Annotated in this window: 21 protein-coding genes; 15 read left to right on the top strand and 6 right to left on the bottom strand. The window is 62.4% G+C overall.

Annotated features, from left to right (window positions below):
- The first annotated feature begins 193 nt into the window (after positions 1–193).
- The 12 genes from IEV82_RS06255 to gluQRS all read left to right on the top strand — a co-directional run bounded on the left by IEV82_RS06255 (position 194) and on the right by gluQRS (position 11,669).
- The gene (locus IEV82_RS06255; protein ID WP_188481107.1) at positions 194–370 is read left to right on the top strand and encodes a hypothetical protein; all 177 of its coding nucleotides are present in this window, start codon (positions 194–196) and stop codon (positions 368–370) included.
- Between the two features lie 75 nt (positions 371–445).
- Positions 446–2,017 (top strand): glutamine-hydrolyzing GMP synthase, encoded by a 1,572-nt coding sequence (gene guaA, locus IEV82_RS06250; protein WP_188481106.1) that lies wholly within the window; start codon positions 446–448, stop codon positions 2,015–2,017.
- Positions 2,017–2,631 (top strand): SH3 domain-containing protein, encoded by a 615-nt coding sequence (locus IEV82_RS06245; RefSeq protein WP_188481105.1) that lies wholly within the window; start codon positions 2,017–2,019, stop codon positions 2,629–2,631. Before guaA ends, IEV82_RS06245 begins: the two co-directional genes overlap by 1 nt.
- A 5-nt stretch (positions 2,632–2,636) precedes the next feature.
- On the top strand, positions 2,637–3,533 hold the full coding sequence (locus IEV82_RS06240) for a DMT family transporter (RefSeq protein WP_229747697.1): 897 nt from the start codon (positions 2,637–2,639) through the stop codon (positions 3,531–3,533).
- 122 nt (positions 3,534–3,655) lie between these two features.
- Positions 3,656–4,981: an outer membrane protein transport protein gene (locus IEV82_RS06235; RefSeq protein ID WP_188481104.1), complete on the top strand. Its 1,326-nt coding sequence runs from the start codon at positions 3,656–3,658 to the stop codon at positions 4,979–4,981.
- A gap of 134 nt (positions 4,982–5,115) precedes the next feature.
- Entirely contained in the window at positions 5,116–5,982 is an 867-nt protein-coding gene (locus tag IEV82_RS06230) for an ATPase (RefSeq protein ID WP_188481103.1), read from the top strand.
- Positions 5,983–5,985: 3 nt separating this feature from the next.
- On the top strand, positions 5,986–6,930 hold the full coding sequence (locus IEV82_RS06225; protein ID WP_188481102.1) for a homoserine O-succinyltransferase: 945 nt from the start codon (positions 5,986–5,988) through the stop codon (positions 6,928–6,930).
- Between the two features lie 9 nt (positions 6,931–6,939).
- Positions 6,940–7,893 carry an alpha/beta fold hydrolase gene (locus IEV82_RS06220; RefSeq protein ID WP_188481101.1) on the top strand — a complete coding sequence of 318 codons (954 nt, stop codon included), beginning with the start codon at positions 6,940–6,942 and terminating at the stop codon, positions 7,891–7,893.
- Between the two features lie 50 nt (positions 7,894–7,943).
- Positions 7,944–8,813, top strand: a complete 870-nt coding sequence (ppk2, locus tag IEV82_RS06215; RefSeq protein ID WP_188481100.1) for a polyphosphate kinase 2 — start codon at positions 7,944–7,946, stop codon at positions 8,811–8,813.
- On the top strand, positions 8,806–9,423 hold the full coding sequence (locus tag IEV82_RS06210; protein ID WP_188481099.1) for a TetR/AcrR family transcriptional regulator: 618 nt from the start codon (positions 8,806–8,808) through the stop codon (positions 9,421–9,423). Before ppk2 ends, IEV82_RS06210 begins: the two co-directional genes overlap by 8 nt.
- 36 nt (positions 9,424–9,459) lie before the next feature.
- A complete protein-coding gene (gene trmFO / locus IEV82_RS06205) occupies positions 9,460–10,824 on the top strand; it encodes a methylenetetrahydrofolate--tRNA-(uracil(54)-C(5))-methyltransferase (FADH(2)-oxidizing) TrmFO (RefSeq protein ID WP_188481098.1) in 1,365 nt (454 codons plus the stop codon).
- On the top strand, positions 10,824–11,669 hold the full coding sequence (gluQRS, locus tag IEV82_RS06200) for a tRNA glutamyl-Q(34) synthetase GluQRS (protein ID WP_188481420.1): 846 nt from the start codon (positions 10,824–10,826) through the stop codon (positions 11,667–11,669). The genes trmFO and gluQRS overlap by 1 nt, the downstream gene beginning before the upstream one ends.
- A gap of 41 nt (positions 11,670–11,710) precedes the next feature.
- Here the strand turns inward: gluQRS and hisI are convergent, their stop codons facing one another.
- Positions 11,711–12,073 carry a phosphoribosyl-AMP cyclohydrolase gene (gene hisI, locus IEV82_RS06195; RefSeq protein ID WP_188481097.1) on the bottom strand — a complete coding sequence of 121 codons (363 nt, stop codon included), beginning with the start codon at positions 12,071–12,073 and terminating at the stop codon, positions 11,711–11,713.
- A gap of 68 nt (positions 12,074–12,141) precedes the next feature.
- Here hisI and IEV82_RS06190 point away from each other — a divergent pair, with 68 nt between their 5' ends.
- Positions 12,142–12,594 (top strand): iron-sulfur cluster assembly scaffold protein, encoded by a 453-nt coding sequence (locus IEV82_RS06190; RefSeq protein WP_188481096.1) that lies wholly within the window; start codon positions 12,142–12,144, stop codon positions 12,592–12,594.
- A gap of 207 nt (positions 12,595–12,801) precedes the next feature.
- On the opposite strand, the gene IEV82_RS23885 is transcribed toward IEV82_RS06190, so the two are convergent.
- From IEV82_RS23885 to sciP, 5 genes are all read right to left on the bottom strand, one after another.
- Entirely contained in the window at positions 12,802–12,936 is a 135-nt protein-coding gene (locus IEV82_RS23885) for a hypothetical protein (protein WP_268236108.1), read from the bottom strand.
- 86 nt (positions 12,937–13,022) lie between these two features.
- Positions 13,023–15,113 (bottom strand): ATP-dependent DNA helicase RecG, encoded by a 2,091-nt coding sequence (gene recG / locus IEV82_RS06185; RefSeq protein ID WP_188481095.1) that lies wholly within the window; start codon positions 15,111–15,113, stop codon positions 13,023–13,025.
- Positions 15,110–17,233 (bottom strand): NAD-dependent DNA ligase LigA, encoded by a 2,124-nt coding sequence (ligA, locus tag IEV82_RS06180; RefSeq protein WP_188481094.1) that lies wholly within the window; start codon positions 17,231–17,233, stop codon positions 15,110–15,112. The genes recG and ligA overlap by 4 nt, the downstream gene beginning before the upstream one ends.
- Before the next feature lie 183 nt (positions 17,234–17,416).
- Complete coding sequence (gene ctrA / locus IEV82_RS06175) at positions 17,417–18,127, bottom strand: response regulator transcription factor CtrA (RefSeq protein WP_188481093.1); 711 nt, start codon at positions 18,125–18,127, stop codon at positions 17,417–17,419.
- Between the two features lie 117 nt (positions 18,128–18,244).
- A complete protein-coding gene (sciP, locus tag IEV82_RS06170; RefSeq protein ID WP_188481092.1) occupies positions 18,245–18,517 on the bottom strand; it encodes a CtrA inhibitor SciP in 273 nt (90 codons plus the stop codon).
- 144 nt (positions 18,518–18,661) lie between these two features.
- Between sciP and mnmA the strand changes: the two genes are divergently transcribed.
- Complete coding sequence (gene mnmA, locus IEV82_RS06165; protein WP_188481091.1) at positions 18,662–19,801, top strand: tRNA 2-thiouridine(34) synthase MnmA; 1,140 nt, start codon at positions 18,662–18,664, stop codon at positions 19,799–19,801.
- An 83-nt stretch (positions 19,802–19,884) separates the two neighbouring features.
- Positions 19,885–21,675: a glycosyltransferase gene (locus tag IEV82_RS06160; protein ID WP_188481090.1), complete on the top strand. Its 1,791-nt coding sequence runs from the start codon at positions 19,885–19,887 to the stop codon at positions 21,673–21,675.
- Positions 21,676–21,680 lie beyond the last annotated feature (5 nt).

The raw sequence follows: 21,680 nt of genomic DNA, 5'->3' as shown, positions 1-21,680 counted from the left end.
CGTGCGGATTCAATTGGGCCCGGTCCAGCGTCCGGTGGACACCTCATAGTATGAGACAGGAAGCCTCCAACGACGGTAAACGTCCTGTGCGTGGCGAAAGCGACATTTGACACCGCACCGCGCGACGGCACGGCGCGGGAACCAAGCGAGAGTCCGGACAGTTTGACACTGGTAGTTGCCGAGGAGTGCCGCCATGCGTTTTGCCCCCAAGAAAACCGCAGCCATGCTGGCGGTTCTGTGTGCCGGGTTGGGAATCATCCTGCTGGGCTTTGCCGGTCAGGTCATTCCATTCGGGCTGTCGATCGTCCTGTGTTTCCTTGTCTGGATCGTCGGTGCGCGGATCGTGCACATGGCGTTTCGCGCGGAGTGACAGCCCCCTTGCCGGAATTGACCCAGGCGGCATCGGGAATATTGCCATTTTCCATGGCTCTGCCTATCAGGAGCCATGAGCACACCAGAACATGACCGACTTCTCATCATCGACTTCGGCAGCCAGGTCACGCAGCTGATTGCGCGCCGCCTGCGCGAACTGAATGTCTATTGCGAAATTCATCCGTTCCAGAACGTGACGGATGACTTTCTGACGGATTTCGCCCCCAAGGCGATCATCTTTTCCGGTGGTCCGGACAGCGTGATGCGCGACGGCTCACCCCGTCCGCCGCAAAAGGCTTACGCGATGGGCGTGCCGATCCTTGGCATCTGCTACGGCCAGCAGGTGATGATGCACGATCTGGGCGGCAAGGTCGAAGCGGGCGAACACGCCACGGCCGAATTTGGCCGCGCCTGGGTCAAGCCGTCGGAGACCCGTGACGAGGTGTTGCAGGGCTGGTTCATGGACGGGTCGGGCCGCGAACAGGTCTGGATGAGCCACGGCGACCATGTGTCTGAAATCGCTCCGGGTTTCGAAGTTCTGGGCACATCCCCCGGCGCGCCTTTCGCGATCACCGCGGACCGGTCGCGCCATTTCTACGCGGTGCAGTTCCACCCCGAGGTGCACCACACCCCGAACGGCAAGACGCTGTATCAGAATTTCGTGAAACTGGCAGGCTTTACCGGCGACTGGACCATGGACGCCTACCGCGAGGAAGCGATCCGCAAGATCAACGATCAGGTGGGCGACAAAAAGGTCATCTGCGCCCTGTCAGGCGGCGTCGACTCTTCGGTCGCGGCAGCGCTGTTGCACGAGGCGATTGGCGATCAGCTGACCTGCGTTTTCGTCGACCACGGTCTGCTGCGGATGAACGAGGCGGACGAGGTCGTCGCGATGTTCCGCGACCACATGAACCTTTCGGTGATCCATGCGCAGGAACAGGAACTGTTTCTGGGTGAGCTTGACGGAGTAAGTGACCCGGAAACCAAGAGAAAGATCATTGGCCGCCTGTTCATCGACGTGTTCCAGAAATACGCCAACCAGATCGAAGGCGCGGAATTCCTCGCGCAAGGCACGCTCTATCCTGACGTGATCGAATCCGTGTCCTTCAGCGGCGGTCCTTCGGTGACGATCAAGAGCCACCACAACGTGGGCGGTCTGCCGGAAAAGATGGGCCTCAAGCTGGTCGAACCGCTGCGCGAATTGTTCAAGGACGAGGTGCGCGCACTGGGCCGAGAACTGGGCCTGCCCGACAGCTTTATTGGGCGTCATCCGTTCCCCGGCCCCGGCCTTGCGATCCGTTGCCCCGGCGAGATCACCCGCGAAAAGCTGGAGATCCTGCGCAAGGCGGACGCGGTCTATATCGACCAGATTCGCAAGCACGGCCTTTATGACGAGATCTGGCAGGCCTTTGTCGCGATCCTCCCGGTCCGCACCGTGGGTGTGATGGGCGACGGGCGCACCTATGATTTCGCCTGTGCCTTGCGCGCGGTCACCTCGGTCGATGGCATGACGGCGGATTATTACCCGTTCAGCCATGAGTTCCTTGGCGAGACGGCAACCCGCATCATCAACGAGGTCAAGGGCATCAACCGCGTGACCTATGACATCACCTCCAAACCGCCGGGCACGATCGAATGGGAGTGATGCGGGCAAGCCTTCTGGCCCTGTCGCTGGCCCTTCCCGGTCTGGCGATGGCCGAGCCCAGCTATCACCGCGTGATCGATGTGGCCGCGAATGACACGCTGAACGTGCGCGCCGAGCCGTCGGCCAGCAGCGCCGATATCGGCGATCTGGCGCATGATGCGCGGCAGGTCGAGGTGTTCGAGTTCGACTCTACCGGCAATTGGGCGCGCATCGCGCTCAACGAACGTGACGGCTGGGTCGCGACGCGCTTTCTGACCCGCGACGAGGTCGCCACGTTGGGCATCTCCACGATCCCACAAGGCCTGACCTGCGGCGGCACCGAACCGTTCTGGGCCTTGGGCCTTTACGGCGAGGACGCGCGCTATTCGCACCCCACCGATGGCGACACGGATTTCGCGTACGAGACCATCATGGTTGCCGAAGGACGGTTGGGCAGCCCTGCCCTTGTCATGCTGGCCACCGAAGACGACACGGTGATCGAAGCAACACTCTCGGGTGCGTCCTGCAATGACGGAATGAGCGACCGGTCCTATGGCTGGACCGTCACGTTGCAACGCATCGCGCTTGGGGAGCGGCGGTTCCTGTCCGGCTGCTGCCACTTGCCGCGGGACTAGGCAACATGTCCCAACAGCCAAACACCGGGGGTGCCTTGGTCCCCCTGTCACCGACAATCCGCGCCTGCCTCTGGATGATCGGGGCCATCGTGTCCTTCACGTCCATGGCGATCGCGGGCCGTGCGGTCAGCCTCGATCTCGATACGTTCGAGATCATGATGTATCGCAGCCTGATCGGCGTCGTGATCGTGATCAGCATCGCAACCGCCGCAGGGACGTTGCAGCAGGTGCGCGCGCAAAAGCTGGGGCTGCATTTCATCCGCAATATCAGCCACTTTGCGGGCCAGAACCTGTGGTTCTATTCGATCACGGTGATCCCGCTGGCGCAGGTCTTTGCGCTGGAATTCACATCGCCGCTCTGGGTGATGCTGCTGGCGCCGTTCGTGCTGGGCGAACGGCTGACCAAGACGCAGGTGATCGCGGCGGTGATCGGCTTTGTCGGCATCCTGATCGTCACCCGCCCGAGCCCCGAGACCTTTCACATCGGACTGGTGACCGCGGCGCTGGCCGCAATAGGCTTTGCCGGATCGGCGGTGTTCACCCGCAAGCTGACCCGGACCGAAACGATCACCTGCATCCTCTTCTACCTGACGGTCATGCAGGCCCTCATGGGCATCGCCTTTGCCGGGTTCGACGGCGACATCGCGCTGCCAACAGCGGCGAACGTGCCGTGGGTGGTGGTGATCGCCGTGGCCGGTCTGGTGGCGCATTTCTGCCTGACCACAGCGCTGTCGCTGGCGCCTGCGACCATCGTGATGCCCATCGACTTTGCCCGATTGCCGGTCATCGCCATCGTCGGAATGCTGATCTACGCCGAAGCGCTGGATCCGTTTGTCCTGCTCGGAGCGGTCCTGATCTTTGGTGCGAATTACTTCAATATCTGGTCATCCACCCGTAAGTAACGGGAATGTGACGCTACGGCACAAGCCCTATGCTGACGTATGGTCAAAATTGACCAGTCCGTCGTCAGATGGGTACGCCATTTGCAGAGGAGCACCAGACTTATCCAAGGGAAGAGGGACACATGACACGATTGATGACAAGCGCAATGGCGCTTGCCGTTGCAACAGGCACGGCACAGGCAGGGGGCATCGAGCGCTCCAACAATGATTACGGATTTCTGTTCACTCAGAACGATCAGCTTCAGCTCAGCTTTTCGCACGTGATGCCCGAACTTTCCGGCACCTATACTCCGGAACTCACCGCTGCCGGCGGCGGTGAAAGCAGCACCGGCAACATGCTGACAGATTACAACAACTACAGCATCGCCTACAAAAACGACTTTACCGAAAAACTGACCTTCGGGATGTATGTGAACAACCCGTACGGCGCTGGTGCAGAATACACCCAAGGCATCTATGCAGGTCTCACCGCCGATTGGGACAGCGACCAGATCGCGCTGGTCGGCAAGTACCGCGTCGGCGACCGCGTGTCGGTCTTTGGCGGCGCGCGCTATGTCGAAAGCCAGGCGGATATCACCATCCCCGACCTTCTGGTGCGCAGCGCGGTGGGCCGCAACGCCCAAGGCATCGGCGCACAGGCGCAGGCACTGGGTGCCGAGGCACAGGCGCTTGGCGCGCAGGCACAGGCGGCAGGTGCAGCAGGTGATCTTGCCACGGCTCAGGAACTGGGCGCACAGGCACAGGCTCTCGGGGCGCAGGCACAGGCGCTTGGCGCCCGCGCGCAGACATTGGGTGCTGCGGCTCAGGATTTCGGCACCTCGATGGAATACAACGCAAGCGGTCGCCGCGTCGGTGACTGGGGCGCGATCCTTGGCGTGGCCTACGAAATTCCCGATATCGCGCTGCGCGTCGCGCTCTCGTGGCAAAGCGAGATCACCCATACGTTCAGCACGGGCGAAACCCTCGCGGGTCTTGGCATCGACGCGACGGGCGGCGACACCAAGGTGACCATGCCGCAAGCCGTGGCGCTGGATTTCCAGACCGGTATCGCTCAGGGCACGCTGCTGTTCGGTCAGGTCAAATGGGTCGAATGGTCGAAATGGGAGGTCCGCACCCCGGAATACGAAGGTGTGACAGGCGGCAACGTCACCAGCTTTGAAAACGACCGCACCACATGGAAACTCGGCGTTGGCCGTGCGTTCACCGAAGACCTGTCGGGCTTTGTGCAGGTCTCCTACGAGGCCCAGAACGGCGATGTCGTGTCCCGCCTTGCCCCGCGCGACGGCTTTGTCAGCCTTGGTGTCGGCGGCCAGTACAAGATGGACAACATGACCCTGCGCGGCGGGCTCGAATACGCGTGGATCGGCGAAGCCGAAGACGCATCGGGTGTCAAGTTCGACGACAACACGGCACTTGGCGTCGGCCTGTCCCTGACCGTCGATTTCTGATCGACCCCTTTCACACACGTACCCCGCCGGATCACCTTCGGCGGGGTTTGCCGTTGCCCATCCACAACCGTTTGACGCCCCCGCACGGCACCGTTACTTCCAAGCGACGGGTTTTGTGACATGGAACAGCGCAAATGATCTACACCTCTGCACGGGACTGGCTGGACGCGCCGCACAAGCGGGTTGTGCTCTTTGCGATGTCCGGCCTCGGCAAGACCCATCTCTCGACCCTGCTGCGCGACACCGGCGACTGGTTTCACTATTCCATCGATTACCGCATCGGCACCCGCTACATGGGGGAATACATCGCAGACAACGCCAAGCGCGAGGCGATGAAAGTGCCGTTCCTGCGCGATCTGCTGATGTCGGATTCGATCTATATCGGATCGAACCTCACCTTCGACAATCTTGCCCCCGTCTCGGCCTATCTTGGCAAACCGGGCGATCCGGCGCGCGGCGGCATGCCCATCGACGAGTACCGCAAACGACAGGACCAGTTCCGCCGCGCCGAGATGGCGGCGCTGCTTGACACCGGCTACTTCATCGACCGCGCCATCGACCTCTATGGCTATCCGCATTTTATCTGTGACACTGGCGGGTCGATCTGCGAATGGGTCGATCCCGCGGATCCGCATGATCCGATCATGACCGAGCTTTCGAAACATGCGCTTCTGGTGTGGATCAAGGGAGATGCCGCCCACACCCAGGACCTGATCCGCCGCTTCGACAAGGCTCCCAAGCCGATGGCCTACCAGCCCGAGTTCCTGACCCGTGTCTGGACCCAATATCTGAGCGAAAACAACGTGAAGACGGACGATGTTGATCCTGACACCTTCATCCGCTGGACCTATGCGCAGGCGCTTGCGCACCGCCAGCCCCGCTACCAGATGATGGCGGATCAATGGGGCGTCACCATCGACGCCCATGACCTGATGGCCGACGCCACGCCGCAGAATTTCGACGCGCTGATCGCAACCGCGCTAGAGCAGAAAAGACCGTAAGACATGCCGATCAAACTGCCCAACAACCTGCCCGCCTATGACGTGCTCAAGCGCGAAGGCGTCATGGTCATCCCCGACGAACTGGCCAGCCAGCAGGACATCCGCCCGCTGCGCATCGCGCTGCTCAACCTGATGCCCAAGAAGATCCAGACAGAGAACCAGTTTGCCCGGCTCATCGGCGCCACACCCCTGCAGATCGAATTCAACCTGATCCGCATGACCGAGCATCAGACCAAGAACACCGCCGCCGAACACATGGAAAGCTTCTACCGCCCCTTCGCCGAGGTGGCCCAGAGCGGAGAGAAATTCGACGGGCTCATCATCACCGGCGCGCCGATTGAACATTTGCCCTTTCAGGAGGTGACTTACTGGGATGAGCTCATCCAAGTGATGAACTGGACCCAGACCCATGTGCATTCCACCTTCGGCGTGTGCTGGGGCGGGATGGCGATGATCAACCACTTCCACGGCGTGCCCAAGATCGCGCTGCCGCATAAGGCGTTCGGCTGTATCCGGCACCGCAACCTCGCACCAGCCTCGCCCTATCTGCGCGGATTTTCCGACGACATGGTGATCCCGGTCAGCCGCTGGACAGAGATTCGCCGCGAGGATGTTGAACAGGCAGGCCTGCCGATCCTGATCGACAGCACCGAGACCGGTCCCTGCATTGTCGAGGATCCCGCCCACCGCGCGCTCTACGTGTTCAACCATTTCGAGTATGACAGCAACACGCTGAAAGACGAATATGACCGCGATGTCGAGGCAGGCACACCGATCAACGTGCCCGCCAATTACTACCCCGACAACGATCCCGGCCAGCCACCGCAGAACCGTTGGCGCAGTCATGCACATCTTCTCTATGGCAACTGGGTGTCAGAGATCTACCTGACAACTCCGTTCGATATAGAGCAGATCGGCGCATCAAGCACGGATCTGCGCAACAGTTAGGAGGCCGTTTTGTCGCTAAAGGGATTGGGTGTGCTGCTGGGATGCGCGGCCGCACTGGTGCTGACGACGGCCTGCACGGCCTCCTACCGCGAAGACCTTGCCGAACAGCGGTTCCCGCCCGAGGGGGACTTCCTTACCGTCAACGGCACGCAGGTGCATTACGTCACCAAGGGCACGGGGCCGGACATTGTCCTGATCCACGGTGCCAGCGGCAACCTTCGCGATTTCACCTTCTCGCTGGTCGACAAGCTGGCCAACCGCTACCGCGTCACCGCATTCGATCGCCCCGGGCTCGGCTATACGGAGCGGGTCAATCCCGAAGGCACGACACTGATCGAACAGGCGATCCTGCTCGCGGACGCGTCTGAGCAACTTGGCCTGCAAAAACCGATGGTTCTGGGTCAAAGCTACGGTGGTGCCGTTGCACTGGCCTGGGCGGTGGAACGCCCCGACAGCCTGTCGGCGTTGATCCTGCTCGCCGCCGCCTCAAACCCCTGGAGCAGCGATCTCGACCTCTTCTACAAGGTCACCGCCAGCGAGTTGGGCGCTGCCACGGTTGTGCCCATGCTCACGGCCTTCGTTCCGACCCCCGTTGTCGACGCGGCCATCGAAGGCGTCTTTGCACCGCAGGAGGAACCCGAAGGCTACGCTGCCCATATCGGGGCGCCCCTGACCCTGCGCCGCCAGACCCTGCGCGCCAACGCCAAACAGCGCGCGAACCTTCTGGACGAGATCAAGCGACTGCACACCCGCTACGGCGTCATCGACGTGCCGACGGAGATCGTGCATGGCGATGCCGACACCACCGTGGGCCTGTCGATCCACTCGATCCCCCTGTCCAAGCAGATCAAGGGTGCCAACCTGACCGTTCTCGAAGGCATCGGCCACATGCCGCACCACGCCGCCGAACCCGAAGTCATCGATGCCATCGACCGCGCGGCACAACGTGCGGGTTTGCGTTAATCGCATTAACATCCCATATTCAGATCAACAGATGACAGAAAGGGCCCGGTATGGACCTTCCCTTTGATGGTGCGATCAGCGCCTTTTTCGAAAACGATGCACCCGAAGACATTCGCAACGCGATCAAGCGCGCGGACAAGGACGACATCATCAACCCGGATTTCCCTTATTCCGAACGCATGCCCGGCAAGGCCTATGACAAGGAACTGGCAGCACTGCAGATCGAACTGGTCAAGATGAAGACATGGGCGCGCGAAACTGGCGCGCGCATCGCCATCGTGTTCGAAGGTCGCGACGCTGCCGGAAAAGGTGGCACGATCAAACGCTTCCGGGAAAATCTTAATCCCCGAGGAGCGCGCGTCGTCGCACTTCCCAAACCGTCGGACGTCGAAGCGACGCAATGGTATTTCCAGCGCTATATCGATCACTTGCCCGCCGCTGGCGAAATCGCGTTCTATGACCGAAGCTGGTACAATCGCGGCGTGGTCGAGCATGTTTTCGGGTTTTGCACCCCCGATCAGCGCATGCACTTCTTCCGCCAAACTCCTGATTTTGAAAGAATGTTGGTCGATGATGGCATCCACCTCTTCAAGATCTGGCTCAATGTGGGGCGCGCCGAACAGCTGCGCCGCTTTCTGGACCGTGAAAAAGACCCGCTAAAGCAATGGAAACTCAGCTGGATCGACGTTGAGGGCCTCAAGAAATGGGAGACCTACAGCGATGCCATTCAGGAAACCCTGACCAAGACCCACAGCGATCACGCCCCCTGGACCATCGTGCGCTCCGACGACAAGCGCCGCGCCCGGATCAACGCCATCCGCAGCGTCCTGACGCAGCTCGACTATTCCCGCAAGGATACCAAGGGCTTGGGACAGGTCGATCCCAAGGTGTGCGGCGGTCCGGACATCTGGGATGCCTAAACGGGGCTACCATCACGGCAATCTGCGGCAGGCCCTTGTCGATGCAGCGCTCGAGTTGATCACCGAAAAGGGCCCGACAGGGTTCACCCTGTCCGAGGCCGCGAAACAGGCGGGTGTCACACCTGCCGCCGTGTACCGCCATTTCGAAGGCCGCGAAGACCTGATCGCCGAAGCGGCACTTCAGGGTTACGAGGTGTTCGCCGACGTGATGCAATACGCCTATGACAGCGGCCAACCCTCGGCGCTCGCCGCGTTCGAGGCAACGGGCCGCGCTTACCTGGCCTTTGCACGCAAATATCCCGGCCACTACATCGCAATGTTCGAAAGCGGCATCTCGGTGAACCGCACGCCCGATCTGGCCGCTGTCTCTGCCCGCGCCCGCGCCGTGCTGGAACGCGCCGCAGAGGACCTGTCGCAACATATTCCGCCTGAAAAACGCCCGCCTGCCTCGATGTTCTCGGCCCATATCTGGGCAATGAGCCATGGTGTGGTGGAGCTTTTTGCCCGCAACTCCCCCGGCACCGCATCGCCTTTTCCGCCGGAACAGCTTTTGGAAACCGGCATCGGCATCTACCTGCGCGGACTTGGCCTGCTTCCGGCGGATCAGTGACGTGACAAACGCCGTGCGACGGATTACATGCCTCCCATGACACAGGAACTTCATATCGTCGGCGGCGGCATGGCCGGATCCGAGGCCGCTTGGCAGGCCGCAAACCGGGGCATTTCCGTGGTGATCCACGAGATGCGCCCCAAGGTCGAAACCTTCGCGCACAAGACCGGCGATCTGGGCGAGATGGTGTGCTCCAACTCGTTCCGCTCGGACGATCATGAACAGAACGCCGTAGGGCTGCTGCATTGGGAAATGCGCGAAGCGGGCGGACTGATCATCACCACCGCGCACCAGCACCGCCTGCCCGCAGGTGGCGCTCTGGCTGTCGACCGTGACGCCTTCAGCGCGGCGATCACCGCCCGGCTGCATGCACATCCAAATGTCCGTGTAAGCCACGAGGAAGTCACGGAATTGCCGGATGACGGGTACTGGATCTTCGCCACCGGTCCGCTGACCAGCGCGGCCCTTGGTCAGGCGATCCAGAGGGAAACCGGGACCGACAGGCTCGCCTTTTTCGACGCCATCGCGCCCATCGTCTATTTCGACAGCATCGACATGTCCAAGGCGTGGCTGCAATCGCGCTACGACAAGGGCGAGACCGAGGAAGAACAGCGCGCCTATATCAACTGCCCGATGGACAAGGCCCAGTATGACGCGTTCATCGACGCGCTGCTGGCCGCCGACAAGACCGAATTCCACGAGGGCGAGACCGCGGGTTACTTCGACGGCTGCCTGCCCATTGAGGTGATGTCCGAACGCGGCCGCGAAACCCTGCGCCACGGCCCGATGAAGCCCGTGGGCCTGACCAATCCGCACGCACCCGATGTCAAACCCTGGGCGGTGGTCCAGCTGCGCCGTGACAACGCGCTTGGCACTCTCTACAACATCGTCGGCTTCCAGACCAAGATGAAGTACGGCGCACAAGCCGATGTATTCCGGACGATTCCCGGACTGGAGAATGCCAGCTTTGCCCGCCTTGGCGGCATCCACCGCAACACCTTCCTCAACAGCCCGACGCTGCTCGATGACCAGATGCGCCTGCGCTCGAAACCCAATATCCGCTTTGCCGGTCAGGTCACCGGTGTCGAAGGCTATGTCGAATCCTCTGCGATGGGCCTTCTTTCCGGGCGCATGGCCGCAGCCGAAATGACCGGCGCGTCGCTGCCCACCGTGCCGCAGGACAGCGCCCATGGCGCGCTGATCTATCACATCACGGGCGGAGCCGAGGCCAAGACCTTCCAGCCGATGAACGTCAATTTCGGCCTGTTCCGCCCCGTCGACGGGCTCAAGGGCGGCAGGCGGGGCCGCAAGGACCGCTACAAGGCCTATACCGACCGCGCCAAGGACGCATGGTCCGACTGGCTCGCCGCACAGGAGCCCATCCAATCCGCAGCGGAATAGTGGGCTTCGTCACGCGATTCGCACCCAGCCCGACAGGGCCGTTGCACCTGGGCCACGCCTATTCCGCGCTGCTGGCGCATGACACGGCACGGGCAGCAGGCGGGCGGTTCCTGCTCAGGATCGAAGACACCGATACCGCGCGCTGCACGTCGGCGTTCGAGGCACAGGTCCATGACGATCTGGCCTGGCTCGGCCTGACATGGGAAACCCCCGTGTTGCGGCAATCCGACAACACCAAAGCCTATGAGGCCGCCCTCACGCGCCTTGGCGAAATGGGGCTGCTCTACCCGTGCTCCTGCACCCGTGGCGACATCCGCCGCGCCGCGTCTGCCCCGCAGGAAGGCGCGCCGCTGCTTTGCCCGGACGGGCTGATCTATCCCGGCACCTGTCGCCACCGACCATGGGAAGATCGCACGAACACAGACGCCGTGCGCCTCGACATGGCCCGCGCTGTCGATCACCTGACCGACCTGCCGCAATATACCGAGACCGGCCGTCACCCTGCGTTAAGGTTAACGCGCGCCCATCTGGTCGAGGAGGTCGGCGACATCGTCCTTGCCCGCCGCGACACCAAGACCGCCGCCTATCACCTCAGCGTCGTCGTCGATGACGCGGCACAGGCCATCACCCATGTGATCCGGGGCGAGGACCTTGCCACCGCCACACCGATCCATGTGCTTCTGCAAGCGCTGCTGGACCTGCCCATACCGACCTACCACCACCACCGGCTGATCCGCGACGAGGACGGCAAACGCCTTGCAAAACGCGACGACGCCCGTGCCATCGCGCTCTACCGCGACGAAGGGGCAACCCCCCAAGACATCAGGATGATGGTCGGGCTCTAGGCAATGCCCCCCTGCTTCTTCTTTTTCCAAATATGCAAAATCTACGCCTCCACAGGCGCCATGATCTCCACTTCCGCGCCGTCCTGCACTTCGGTGTAGAAACAGGACCGCCGGTTGGTGTGACAGGCAGGTCCGGTCTGGTTCACGCTCACCAACAGGCAATCGCGGTCACAATCGACCCGCATCGCAACCAGTTCCTGCACATGGCCCGAGCTTTCACCCTTGATCCAGAAGTCCTGACGCGACCGTGACCAATAGGTCACGCGCCCCGTCTCAAGCGTGCGGGCCACCGCGTCGGCGTTCATCCAGGCCATCATCAGCACTTCGCCGGACGCCGCATCCTGTGCAATCGCCGGGATCAGGCCTGCCTCGTTATAGACCAAAGTCGCAGGATCAAAGCGCATGGAGAAAAACCTTTTTGCATCTGTCGCATCGCCGCCTATTTATGAGGTGAACCGCAAAAGGGAAAGCCATGTCCGGCGACACCGACCTGATCAAGCTCTATTCCGGCCGCATCCTCGAACTGGCGGCGGACATACCGTATCACGCACGGCTCGACGCGCCCGGGGCCACGGTCAAGAAACGCTCGCCGCTCTGCGGATCGACTGTGACGGTGGATTTGACACTCGAGAATGGCAAGGTCGCGGCCTTCGGGCAGGACGTCAAAGCCTGCGCGCTGGGTCAGGCGGCGGCGTCTGTTGTGGGCAGTGCGATCCTTGGCTGTACGCAAGACCAGATCACCCATGCCAGGGACGAATTGCGCACCATGCTGAAGGAAGATGGCCCCACACCGGCGGCACCGTTTGACGGGCTTGAGGTCTTGCGCCCTGCGGTCGCGTTCAAGAACCGCCACGCATCGATCCTGCTGACACTCGAGGCGGCATCGGATGCTGTCACACAGCTTGCCCAGACCCAATCTGCGTGATGCCGACCGCCTGATACCGCCCACCCGATCGCAAAATTTTACCAGATGATAAAAAAACCGCCGCGCTTCGAAAGAAGGCGGCGGTGAAGTGACGTGTTCTTTGGGGCCATCATCGCTCGGAAGGCAGGCTACCTTCTGGGACAGGTGCATCTTTTGGGACAGGATGCGGATGAGCGTTCAGGCGAAACACGCAGGCAGAAAACAAAGTCAGACAAGCACCGGAAGATGCAGCGCCGCAACCAGCATGACAACCAGCGACACAGCCCCCAGCGCGTCTTCGAGAAGCGCTGTATTGGTCTGGGCTTTGGCCGCATGAAGAGAGGTTTTGATCCGTTGCATCATGGTAATGTCCTCCTTGTTGCTCTTTTGTTCTCATAACCAGATCGCTCTGTAAAGAACTTTTTGAGAACATTTGAGAACAAAAGGGGTCAGCCCACCGAAATCAGCTGAATCGCCTGATCCTGCTTCATCAGGTACAACAGCGCCCGCGCCGCCTTTCCCCGGTCCGATGTCAGCGTTGGATCGTCCAGCAGGAGTTTGCGCGCATCGTCCTGCGCCGTCGCCATCAAACCGGCCTGCCGCTCCAGATCGGCAATTCGAAAGCGCGGCAAGCCGGACTGTGCGGTGCCCAGAACATCGCCTGCCCCGCGCATCTCGAGATCGACCTCGGAAATGCGAAACCCGTCCTCGGTCTCGCGCAGCGTCGTCAGGCGTTTCATCCCGGTCTCTGACAGGGGCGGCTGGTAGAGCAGCAGACAGGTCGAGGCCGCAGCCCCGCGCCCGACTCGACCCCGCAACTGGTGCAACTGCGCCAGCCCGAAGGTTTCCGCCCGTTCGACCACCATGATCGACGCGTTGGGCACGTTGACCCCCACCTCGATCACCGTGGTCGCCACCAACACGCCGGTCTGGCCAGACTCGAAGCGCGCCATGGCCGCGTCTTTCTCGGCGGGTGGCATCTGGCCATGCACCAGCCCCACAACGCCTTCACCCAAGATGGCGCGCAGACGCTTGAACCGCTCTTCCGCCGCCGTCAGGTCGGACAGCTCGCTTTCGTCCACCAGCGGACAGACCCAATAGGCCTGCCGCCCCTCGGCCACTGCTTGGCGTAAACGATCCACCACGCCGTCCATCTGTTCGTTGGACAGAAGGGCCGTTTTCACCGGCGTCCGACCGGGCGGTTTTTCGTCCAGGATCGACACGTCCATGTCACCGTATTGCGCCAGCGCAAGCGAGCGCGGGATCGGCGTTGCCGTCATCACCAACACGTCCACGGCCATGCCCTTGCGCCCCAGTTCGAGCCGCTGGCGCACGCCGAACCGGTGCTGTTCATCGATGATCGCCAGCCGCAGGTCGGAAAATTCGACGTCCTTCTGAAACACCGCATGGGTGCCCACGAGAATCCGGATATCACCGCGTTGAAGCGCCGCCAGCTTGGCCGCGCGATCGGCCCCCTTGTCGCGCCCCGTGAGCAGTTCCAGCGCGACGCCCGCATCCTCGGCCAGCGGTTGCAACCCTTCGAGATGCTGCCGCGCAAGGATTTCCGTGGGCGCCATCATGACGCCCTGCCCGCCCGCCTCGACCGCCGTGAGCAGCGCCATGAAGGCCACGAGCGTTTTACCCGAGCCGACATCACCTTGCAGCAGACGGTTCATCCGGTGCGGGCTGGCCATGTCATCGGTGATCTCGTCCACAGCCCGCATCTGCGCGCCGGTGGGGCGATACGGCAACGCGGTCAGCACCTTGTGGCGCAATTGGCCGTTGCCCGAGGTTTCGATCCCCGGTTTCGCCCGCTTCTGCGCCCGTGCGAGCGCCAGCGTCAACTGGTGCGCCATCAACTCGTCATAGGCCAGACGCCGCCGCGCCGGGCTGTCGAGCGACAGCGCACCGGTGCCTTGCGGCGCATGTGCGGCATGCATCGCCTCGTGCCAGCTGGGCCAGCCATCGCGCTCCATCAGGCGGGGATCGACCCATTCCGCCAGATCAGGTGCACGGGTCAAAGCATCGGTCGCGGCCTTGACCATGGTCTTTTGCGTGACGCCCGCAGTCAGGGGATAGACCGGCTCGAACTCGGGCAGCGTATCCGCCTCGTCGGGCATCAGCACGTGATCCGGATGCACCATCTGGGCCATTCCGTCGAAGAACTCGACCTTGCCCGACACGATGCGGCGCGCGCCGAACGGCAGGATGCGCGACACATAATCGCCGCGCGCGTGGAAGAACACGATCTGGAAGGCAATCTGCGCATCCTCAACCTGAACGCGGTAGGCGCCGCCCTTGGTGCGTGGCGGGCGGTGTTGGCCGATCTGCACCTCGACGGTGAGCGTTGCGGGCAGGTCCGCCCCCTGCACCGTGTCGCGCAAGCGGCGGTCGACAACGGAATGCGGCAGCGTGTAAAGCAGGTCACGCGGCGCCTCGATGCCCATCTGGCCCAAGGTTTCGGCGGTTTTCGGGCCAACTCCCTTGAGACCGGCCAGATCGCCGAAAAGCGGAAACAGGATTTCCGGCCTGCCGCTCATGCGCCCTCGATCAGGTCGAACCAGCCGTCTTCGTCGATGATCTGCACCCCCAGATCGCGCGCCTTGGTCTCTTTCGATCCGGCCCCCGGCCCGGCGACCAGCAGGTCGGTCTTGGCCGACACCGACCCCGACACCTTGGCCCCCAGCGATTCCGCCCGCGCCTTGGCCTCGGCGCGGGACATGCGTTCGAGCGTGCCGGTGAACACGACCGTCTTGCCCGCGACCGGGCTGCCTTCGGTGCGGGGGCGTTCGGCCTCCTGCACCTCCAGATGCGCCACCAGCCGGTTGATCGACGCGCGTTCGGCCTCCTGCGCGAAACTGTTCACCAATGATTTGGCGACAACCGTGCCGATGCCGTCGATGCCGATCAGCCCTGCCCATGCGTCGCCGTCGGTGTCCTGCGCGGCGTCGATGGCGTCTTGGAACGCGACCCAAGTGCCGTAGGAGCGCGCGAGCAGGTTCGCGACCACCTCGCCCACATGGCGGATGCCCAGCGAAAAGATCAGCCTTCCCAAGGGGATGGCGCGTTTTTCGTCGATGGCATCGAACAGGTTCTGTGCCGATTTCTCGCCCCAGCCTTCGCGGTTCTTGAGCTGCTGGAGGCCGCTGCCATAGCGGTCGCGCAGGGTGAAAATGTCGGCGGGTTCAGTGATCCAGCCGTCGGTGTAGAATTGTTCCACCTGTTTCGCGCCCAGACCTTCGATGTCGAAGGCGGCGCGCGAGACAAAATGCTTGAGCTTTTCCACCGCCTGCGCCGGGCAGATCAGGCCGCCAGAGCAGCGCCGGACCGCGTCGCCCTCCTCGCGGATCGCCTCGGACCCACATTCGGGGCACAGTTTTGAAAACTCATAGGGCTGCGCATCGTCGGGGCGTTTGTCGAGGTCCACATCCGCCACTTTCGGGATCACGTCGCCCGCGCGGTAGACCTGCACCCAGTCACCGACGCGAATGTCCTTGCCCCCCCGGATCGGCACGCCATTGGCGTCGCGCCCTGCGATGTAATCCTCGTTGTGGAGCGTGGCGTTCGACACCACGACACCGCCCACTGTGACCGGCGTCAACCGCGCCACGGGGCTGAGCGCGCCGGTGCGGCCGACCTGAATGTCGATGGATTCAAGCCGGGTCCAGGCCAGTTCGGCGGGGAATTTATGCGCAATGGCCCAGCGGGGTGTGGTGGAGCGGAAACCGAGACGCGACTGGTAGCCAAGGTCGTCGACCTTGTAGACGACGCCGTCGATGTCGTAGCCCAATGTCGCGCGCTGCCCTTCGATGTTTTTGTAATGCGCGATCATGTCGTCCGGGCCGTCGCAGCGTTGCGTCAGCGGGTTGGTCTGGAAGCCCAGTTCTTGAAGGCGCGCTATCGCGCCGGTCTGTGTGTCCGCGAGCGGTGCACTGAGCGCACCCCATGAGTACGCAAAGAACCGCAGCGGGCGGTCCTTCGTGATGTTGGCATCCAGTTGCCGCAGCGATCCGGCGGCAGCGTTGCGCGGATTGGCGAAGGTTTTTGCACCCCTGCTTTGCTGCCGTGCATTGAGGTCCGCGAAATCGGCGTGGCTCATGTAGACCTCGCCGCGCACTTCGAGGATGTCGGGCGCACCGGTGAGCGTTTCGGGAATGTCGTTGATGGTGCGGGCATTGGCGGTGACGTTTTCGCCCATAGCACCATCGCCCCGCGTGGCAGCCTGCACCAGTTTGCCCTGCTCATAGCGCAGGGAAAGCGACAGCCCGTCGATCTTGGGTTCTGCCGTGTAGGCCAGCGGGTCGGTGTCCGACAGGCCCAGATAGCGCCGGATGCTCTGGTCAAAGCTGGTGATGTCCGCATCTTCGAACGCATTCGACAGCGACATCATCCGCACCTCGTGGCGGACCTTGGTAAAGCCGTCGGCCACCGGTGCGCCAACCTGGTCACTGGGACTGTCGGCGCGTTTCAGGGTTGGAAAGCGCGCCTCGATCTCGGCATTGCGGCGCTTCAGCAGGTCATAGTCGGCATCCGACAACTCCGGCGCGTCATCGGTATGATAGGCCGTGTTCGCCTCTGCCAGAAGGGTGGCCAGACGTTCCAGTTCGACGCGGGCATCCGCCTCGGACAGGTCTTTGACCGCGATCTCCTGCTCTGCCATGTGATCCCCTTGGCCTCGTGTCCTGGACAGAGTGATAGGCCCGGGGTCGGACAGCGTCCAGATTTGAAACGACATGCACCGGCAGAACTTGCGGCTTTGGGATTGGCACTTCGGGAACAGGGCACAGCCGCCTGCATCAGACGGAGGACTGCCCTGTCAGTGTCACCCGGCGTCACCCGGGCGTCACGCCCCTATGGCGATGCGCCCGTTTTCCTCAACCTCGGGGTCGCGCAGCACATAGCCACGGCCCCAGACGGTTTCGATATGGCTGCCATCACCCGTCGCTTCGGAGAGTTTCTTGCGCAGTTTGCAGATGAACACGTCGATGATCTTCAACTCGGGTTCATCCATGCCGCCGTAGAGATGGTTGAGAAACATCTCCTTCGTCAGGGTGGTTCCCTTGCGCAGGCTCAGCAGTTCGAGCATCTGGTATTCCTTGCCCGTCAGGTGCACCGTGTTGCCCTCGACCTGCACCGTCTTGGCGTCGAGATTGACCTCGACCTTGCCGGTGCGGATGATCGACTGGGAATGCCCCTTGGACCGGCGGATGATGGCGTGAATCCGTGCGATCAGTTCCTCGCGGTGAAACGGTTTGGTGAGGTAGTCATCGGCCCCGAAACCGAATCCCTTGATCTTGTCCTCGCTGGCATCGTTGCCCGACAGGATCAGGATCGGCGTTTCGATACGTGCAAGGCGCAATTGTCGCAGCACATCAAAGCCGTTCATGTCGGGCAGGTTCAGATCAAGCAGGATCAAATCATAGTCATACAGCTTGGCCAGATCGATGCCTTCTTCCCCCAGATCGGTGGAATAGACGTTCAGATTGGCATTACCCAGCATCAATTCGATGCTTTTCGACGTCGTCGGGTCGTCTTCGACCAAGAGTACGCGCATCCAGTTTCTCCGCAATGTCAACGTCCGGCACCAGTCACTCTGGACGCAAAAGGTTAACCTTAGGTTAGCATGCACACCAGAAGAAAAACAACTTAAGATTGTCTAAACACGCAGCGCTCACCTGAACCTCTGCACCGCTGTCGCCTTGAGCGCATCGCGTCCGTGCAAGAGCGATGCGGCGATCCACGCATCGAGTTCCTCGTCACTGAGATCGTAGCGCGCCATTGCTTCCTTGCGGGACAGCAACTGGTGCACCACCGCATCGACGACAATCGCCTTGCGCGATGCCACCCAGCGATAGGTGTTGGGCGGCGGCAGATCAGCGCGCGACAGGATCGTGCCATCGGCAAGCGTGACCGTGCGGGGGCCGTTTGCTTTCTTGAGATACATGTTCCGGCCCTTTCCAAGCCCTGAATTTCAGCTTTCGGGAACTTTTGCGGGGTCAGCCTTAATGTGACGTGAAGCCAAGGGTTGAGAGTATGTCGGATTTGCCTATATTTCGCGCGATCAGCCTCACCGACCGGAGACTCCCCAATGGCCCTCGATGTGCCGACCCTCAATTCGCTTGGATTCGCCAAGCCGCCTGCGGAAACCCGCGTGGTCGTGGCCATGTCGGGCGGCGTGGACAGTTCGGTTGTCGCAGCGCAACTGGCCGAGGAAGGCTATGATGTCGTCGGCGTGACGTTGCAGCTTTACGATCACGGCGCGGCGCTGGCCAAGAAGGGCGCGTGTTGCGCCGGCCTCGACATCCACGATGCGCGCCGCGTGGCCGAGGATATGGGCTTTCCGCATTACGTGCTGGATTACGAGAATATCTTCAAGGATGCGGTGATCGACGAATTCGCCGACAGCTATCTGGCGGGCGCGACACCTGTGCCCTGCATCCGCTGCAACGAGCGCGTGAAGTTCAAGGACCTGCTGGAGACCGCCAAGGACCTTGAAGCAGACTGCATGGCGACCGGGCATTACATCCAGCGCAAGATGGGCGAACACGGCCCCGAGCTGCACAGCGCCGAGGATGCGAACCGCGACCAGAGCTATTTCCTGTTCTCGACCACGCCGGAACAGCTTGATTACCTGCGCTTTCCGCTGGGCCACCTGCCCTCCAAGGACGCGACCCGCGAACTGGCGGCGCGATATGGCCTGCAGGTGGCCGACAAGCCCGACAGCCAGGACATCTGCTTTGTGCCGAACGGCAACTACGCGCAGGTGATCGAGAAACTTCGCCCCGGTGCGGCGGAACCCGGCGAAATCGTACATGCCGATGGTCGCGTTCTGGGCACGCATAACGGCGTGATCCACTATACGATCGGCCAGCGCCGGGGGCTTGGCATCGGCGGGCTGGACGAGCCGCTTTACGTGGTCAGGCTGGATGTGGACGCCAAGCAGGTGATCGTCGGGCCGAAAGACTTGCTGTCCACCCGCACGATCCCGGTGCGCGAGATCAACTGGCTGGGCGACACCCCCTTTGACAGCCGGCCCGAGTGGCATGTGTCGGTCAAGGTCCGCTCGACCCGCCCGCCGCGCGAGGCGATCATACGGCCCCTGTCTGCGACCGAAGCCGAGGTGGAACTGCTGACCCCCGAGGAAGGGGTGTCGCCGGGTCAGGCCTGCGTGTTCTACCAGACCGACGGCAGCCGCATTTTGGGCGGTGGATGGATCTGGCGCGGCTGACAGGACGCCGCTGACCGAAAATCATTGCGTCCGGGCCGCGCTTGATCGACGCTGAGGGCGAGCAGCACAAAGACCCGTCCCCGATGCCTGACCCCGCCAGCGCCCATGTCATCTGTATCTTGCCCAAGTTGGGCGCCAATGTGGGTGGCGGCAAGATCAACGCGGTCTTCACCCGGATGAACCTGCTGGCGGATCGCGACGGAACGCGGGTGACGCTGCTCAACCTGCAACATGGCTGCAACCAGAAGATCGCCTTTGCCGAACTGGTCGCGGCGGGGCGATTGGACCCGCGGATCACCCAGCAGTCGATCTACGAGATCTGCGCGCCGGAAGGCCTGCCACTGCAAGACGCGCCTGCCCTGCCCGAATGGGACGACAGCAAGATCAAGACAGGCCGGAAGGAGCGCATCACCTACCTCAAGGACGGCGCGCCCGTGATGCGCGACAGCCTAGAGCAGACCGCCGCCGGAGTGATGACCACGCGGCATATCCTGACGGACCCGACCCGCGACATCCGGCTGAAATACATTGACGACCATCTGATCGAAAGCCGCGACGCCCATGGCGACGGGTGCGTCGACCGGACGGCCTTTGTCGGTGGAAGGCCCCGCTGCCGGGCATTGCGCGAACACGGGGCGCTGGTCGAGATCGAGGATTTCTCGCTGGGCCGCACCTTCAGGGAGGATGTCGCCCATCACCGCGCCTTGGTGTTGCGGCATTTCCCGGAAGACGCGATCGTGTTCATCGACGGTGTGACATCGGCCTACCTGTCGCGGCCGATCCCGGCGCGCAAGGTGCTCTTCCTGCATGCCGATCACCGCAACCCCTCGGGAAAGATCGTGCCCCGGTCACGCGGGTTGATCGAAGCGTTCGATGGCGATGCGATCATCACGGCGACGACTGTGCACAAGGCGCGATTGGAGTCGGAGGTTGCGCACAAGGCCCCGATCCGCGTGATTCCACATTTCACCAACGCGCGCCTTACCGCCATCGGCCCTCGTGCCCATATCTGCACCGTGTCGCGGCTCGAGTTGACGGGCAAGCCGATCCACCAGTGCATCGAGGCCTTCGTGCGCGTGATGCACCGGATCCCGGACACCAACTACCTGATCTACGGCTCGGGGTTGGGCGAGGCGCGGTTGCAGCAATTGATCGACCATCATGAGTGCGGCGACCGGGTGCACCTGATGGGCCACACCGCGAACGCCGCTCAGGTGTTCAGCCAAAGCCTCTTCTCGCTTGCGCCGACCATGACCGAAGGCTTCGGCCTCGCGCTGCTCGAAGCGCTGAGCTGCGACTGCCCGGTCATCAGCTATGACGTGGATTACGGGCCGCGGGAATTGATCCGGCCGGGGCAAAATGGCGAGTTGGTGCAGCCCGGCGATATCGACGCCATCGCGGCGGCCATCCTCGAGCTGCATCACTCCCGTGACCGCTACGCAGCGGGCTGTGCCGCCTCGGTCGAGCACTATTCCTTCGACAGGTACCGCAACCGCTATCACCGTCTGATCGACGATCTGATCTCAAACCGATTCTTTTTCGACCTGTCTGCCCGCGACCTCAAGGCCGAGGCCCTGCGCGCGCTGGAAAAGGCTTCGGCGCAGCACAGGGACAGGCTGCTGGATGTCTATATCCACCAATGTCACCTGAGCCGCGATCTGGGCGGGATGTATCACGGGTTCCAGCAGAAGATCGCGCTGCACCCCCGCGACCAGCGCCCGATTGTGCGCTGCATCTGGCTGGCCCGCCGTCTGGGCCGCCCGGTGGAATGCCGCGCGCATCTGGATCTGTTCGCAGAGCGATTTCCCGACCAGCACGCGCAGTTCGTCACGCGGTATCCGGATTTCCTCGAACTGGTGGACGGTCTGGCCTGAGCCGC

This window comes from Marivita lacus, from assembly GCF_014637725.1.
Taxonomy (GTDB): Bacteria; Pseudomonadota; Alphaproteobacteria; order Rhodobacterales; family Rhodobacteraceae; genus Marivita; species Marivita lacus.
The sequence above is the reverse complement of the archived record's forward strand: the minus strand, read 5'-3'. Positions and strand labels throughout refer to the sequence as shown.

Bases quoted from the DNA above. Each gene is read 5' to 3' on its own strand.
- IEV82_RS06225 (WP_188481102.1), top strand. From the start codon at position 5,986: ATGCCGATCAAACTGCCCAACAACCTGCCCGCCTATGACGTGCTCAAG.
- guaA (WP_188481106.1), top strand. From the start codon at position 446: ATGAGCACACCAGAACATGACCGACTTCTCATCATCGACTTCGGCAGC.
- IEV82_RS23885 (WP_268236108.1), bottom strand. From the start codon at position 12,936: ATGATGCAACGGATCAAAACCTCTCTTCATGCGGCCAAAGCCCAGACC.
- IEV82_RS06230 (WP_188481103.1), top strand. From the start codon at position 5,116: ATGATCTACACCTCTGCACGGGACTGGCTGGACGCGCCGCACAAGCGG.
- IEV82_RS06255 (WP_188481107.1), top strand. From the start codon at position 194: ATGCGTTTTGCCCCCAAGAAAACCGCAGCCATGCTGGCGGTTCTGTGT.
- IEV82_RS06210 (WP_188481099.1), top strand. From the start codon at position 8,806: ATGCCTAAACGGGGCTACCATCACGGCAATCTGCGGCAGGCCCTTGTC.
- sciP (WP_188481092.1), bottom strand. From the start codon at position 18,517: ATGTATCTCAAGAAAGCAAACGGCCCCCGCACGGTCACGCTTGCCGAT.
- IEV82_RS06160 (WP_188481090.1), top strand. From the start codon at position 19,885: ATGCCTGACCCCGCCAGCGCCCATGTCATCTGTATCTTGCCCAAGTTG.
- hisI (WP_188481097.1), bottom strand. From the start codon at position 12,073: ATGCGCTTTGATCCTGCGACTTTGGTCTATAACGAGGCAGGCCTGATC.
- mnmA (WP_188481091.1), top strand. From the start codon at position 18,662: ATGGCCCTCGATGTGCCGACCCTCAATTCGCTTGGATTCGCCAAGCCG.
- ppk2 (WP_188481100.1), top strand. From the start codon at position 7,944: ATGGACCTTCCCTTTGATGGTGCGATCAGCGCCTTTTTCGAAAACGAT.
- ctrA (WP_188481093.1), bottom strand. From the start codon at position 18,127: ATGCGCGTACTCTTGGTCGAAGACGACCCGACGACGTCGAAAAGCATC.
- IEV82_RS06245 (WP_188481105.1), top strand. From the start codon at position 2,017: ATGCGGGCAAGCCTTCTGGCCCTGTCGCTGGCCCTTCCCGGTCTGGCG.
- IEV82_RS06240 (WP_229747697.1), top strand. From the start codon at position 2,637: ATGTCCCAACAGCCAAACACCGGGGGTGCCTTGGTCCCCCTGTCACCG.
- IEV82_RS06235 (WP_188481104.1), top strand. From the start codon at position 3,656: ATGACACGATTGATGACAAGCGCAATGGCGCTTGCCGTTGCAACAGGC.
- trmFO (WP_188481098.1), top strand. From the start codon at position 9,460: ATGACACAGGAACTTCATATCGTCGGCGGCGGCATGGCCGGATCCGAG.
- ligA (WP_188481094.1), bottom strand. From the start codon at position 17,233: ATGGCAGAGCAGGAGATCGCGGTCAAAGACCTGTCCGAGGCGGATGCC.
- IEV82_RS06190 (WP_188481096.1), top strand. From the start codon at position 12,142: ATGTCCGGCGACACCGACCTGATCAAGCTCTATTCCGGCCGCATCCTC.
- recG (WP_188481095.1), bottom strand. From the start codon at position 15,113: ATGAGCGGCAGGCCGGAAATCCTGTTTCCGCTTTTCGGCGATCTGGCC.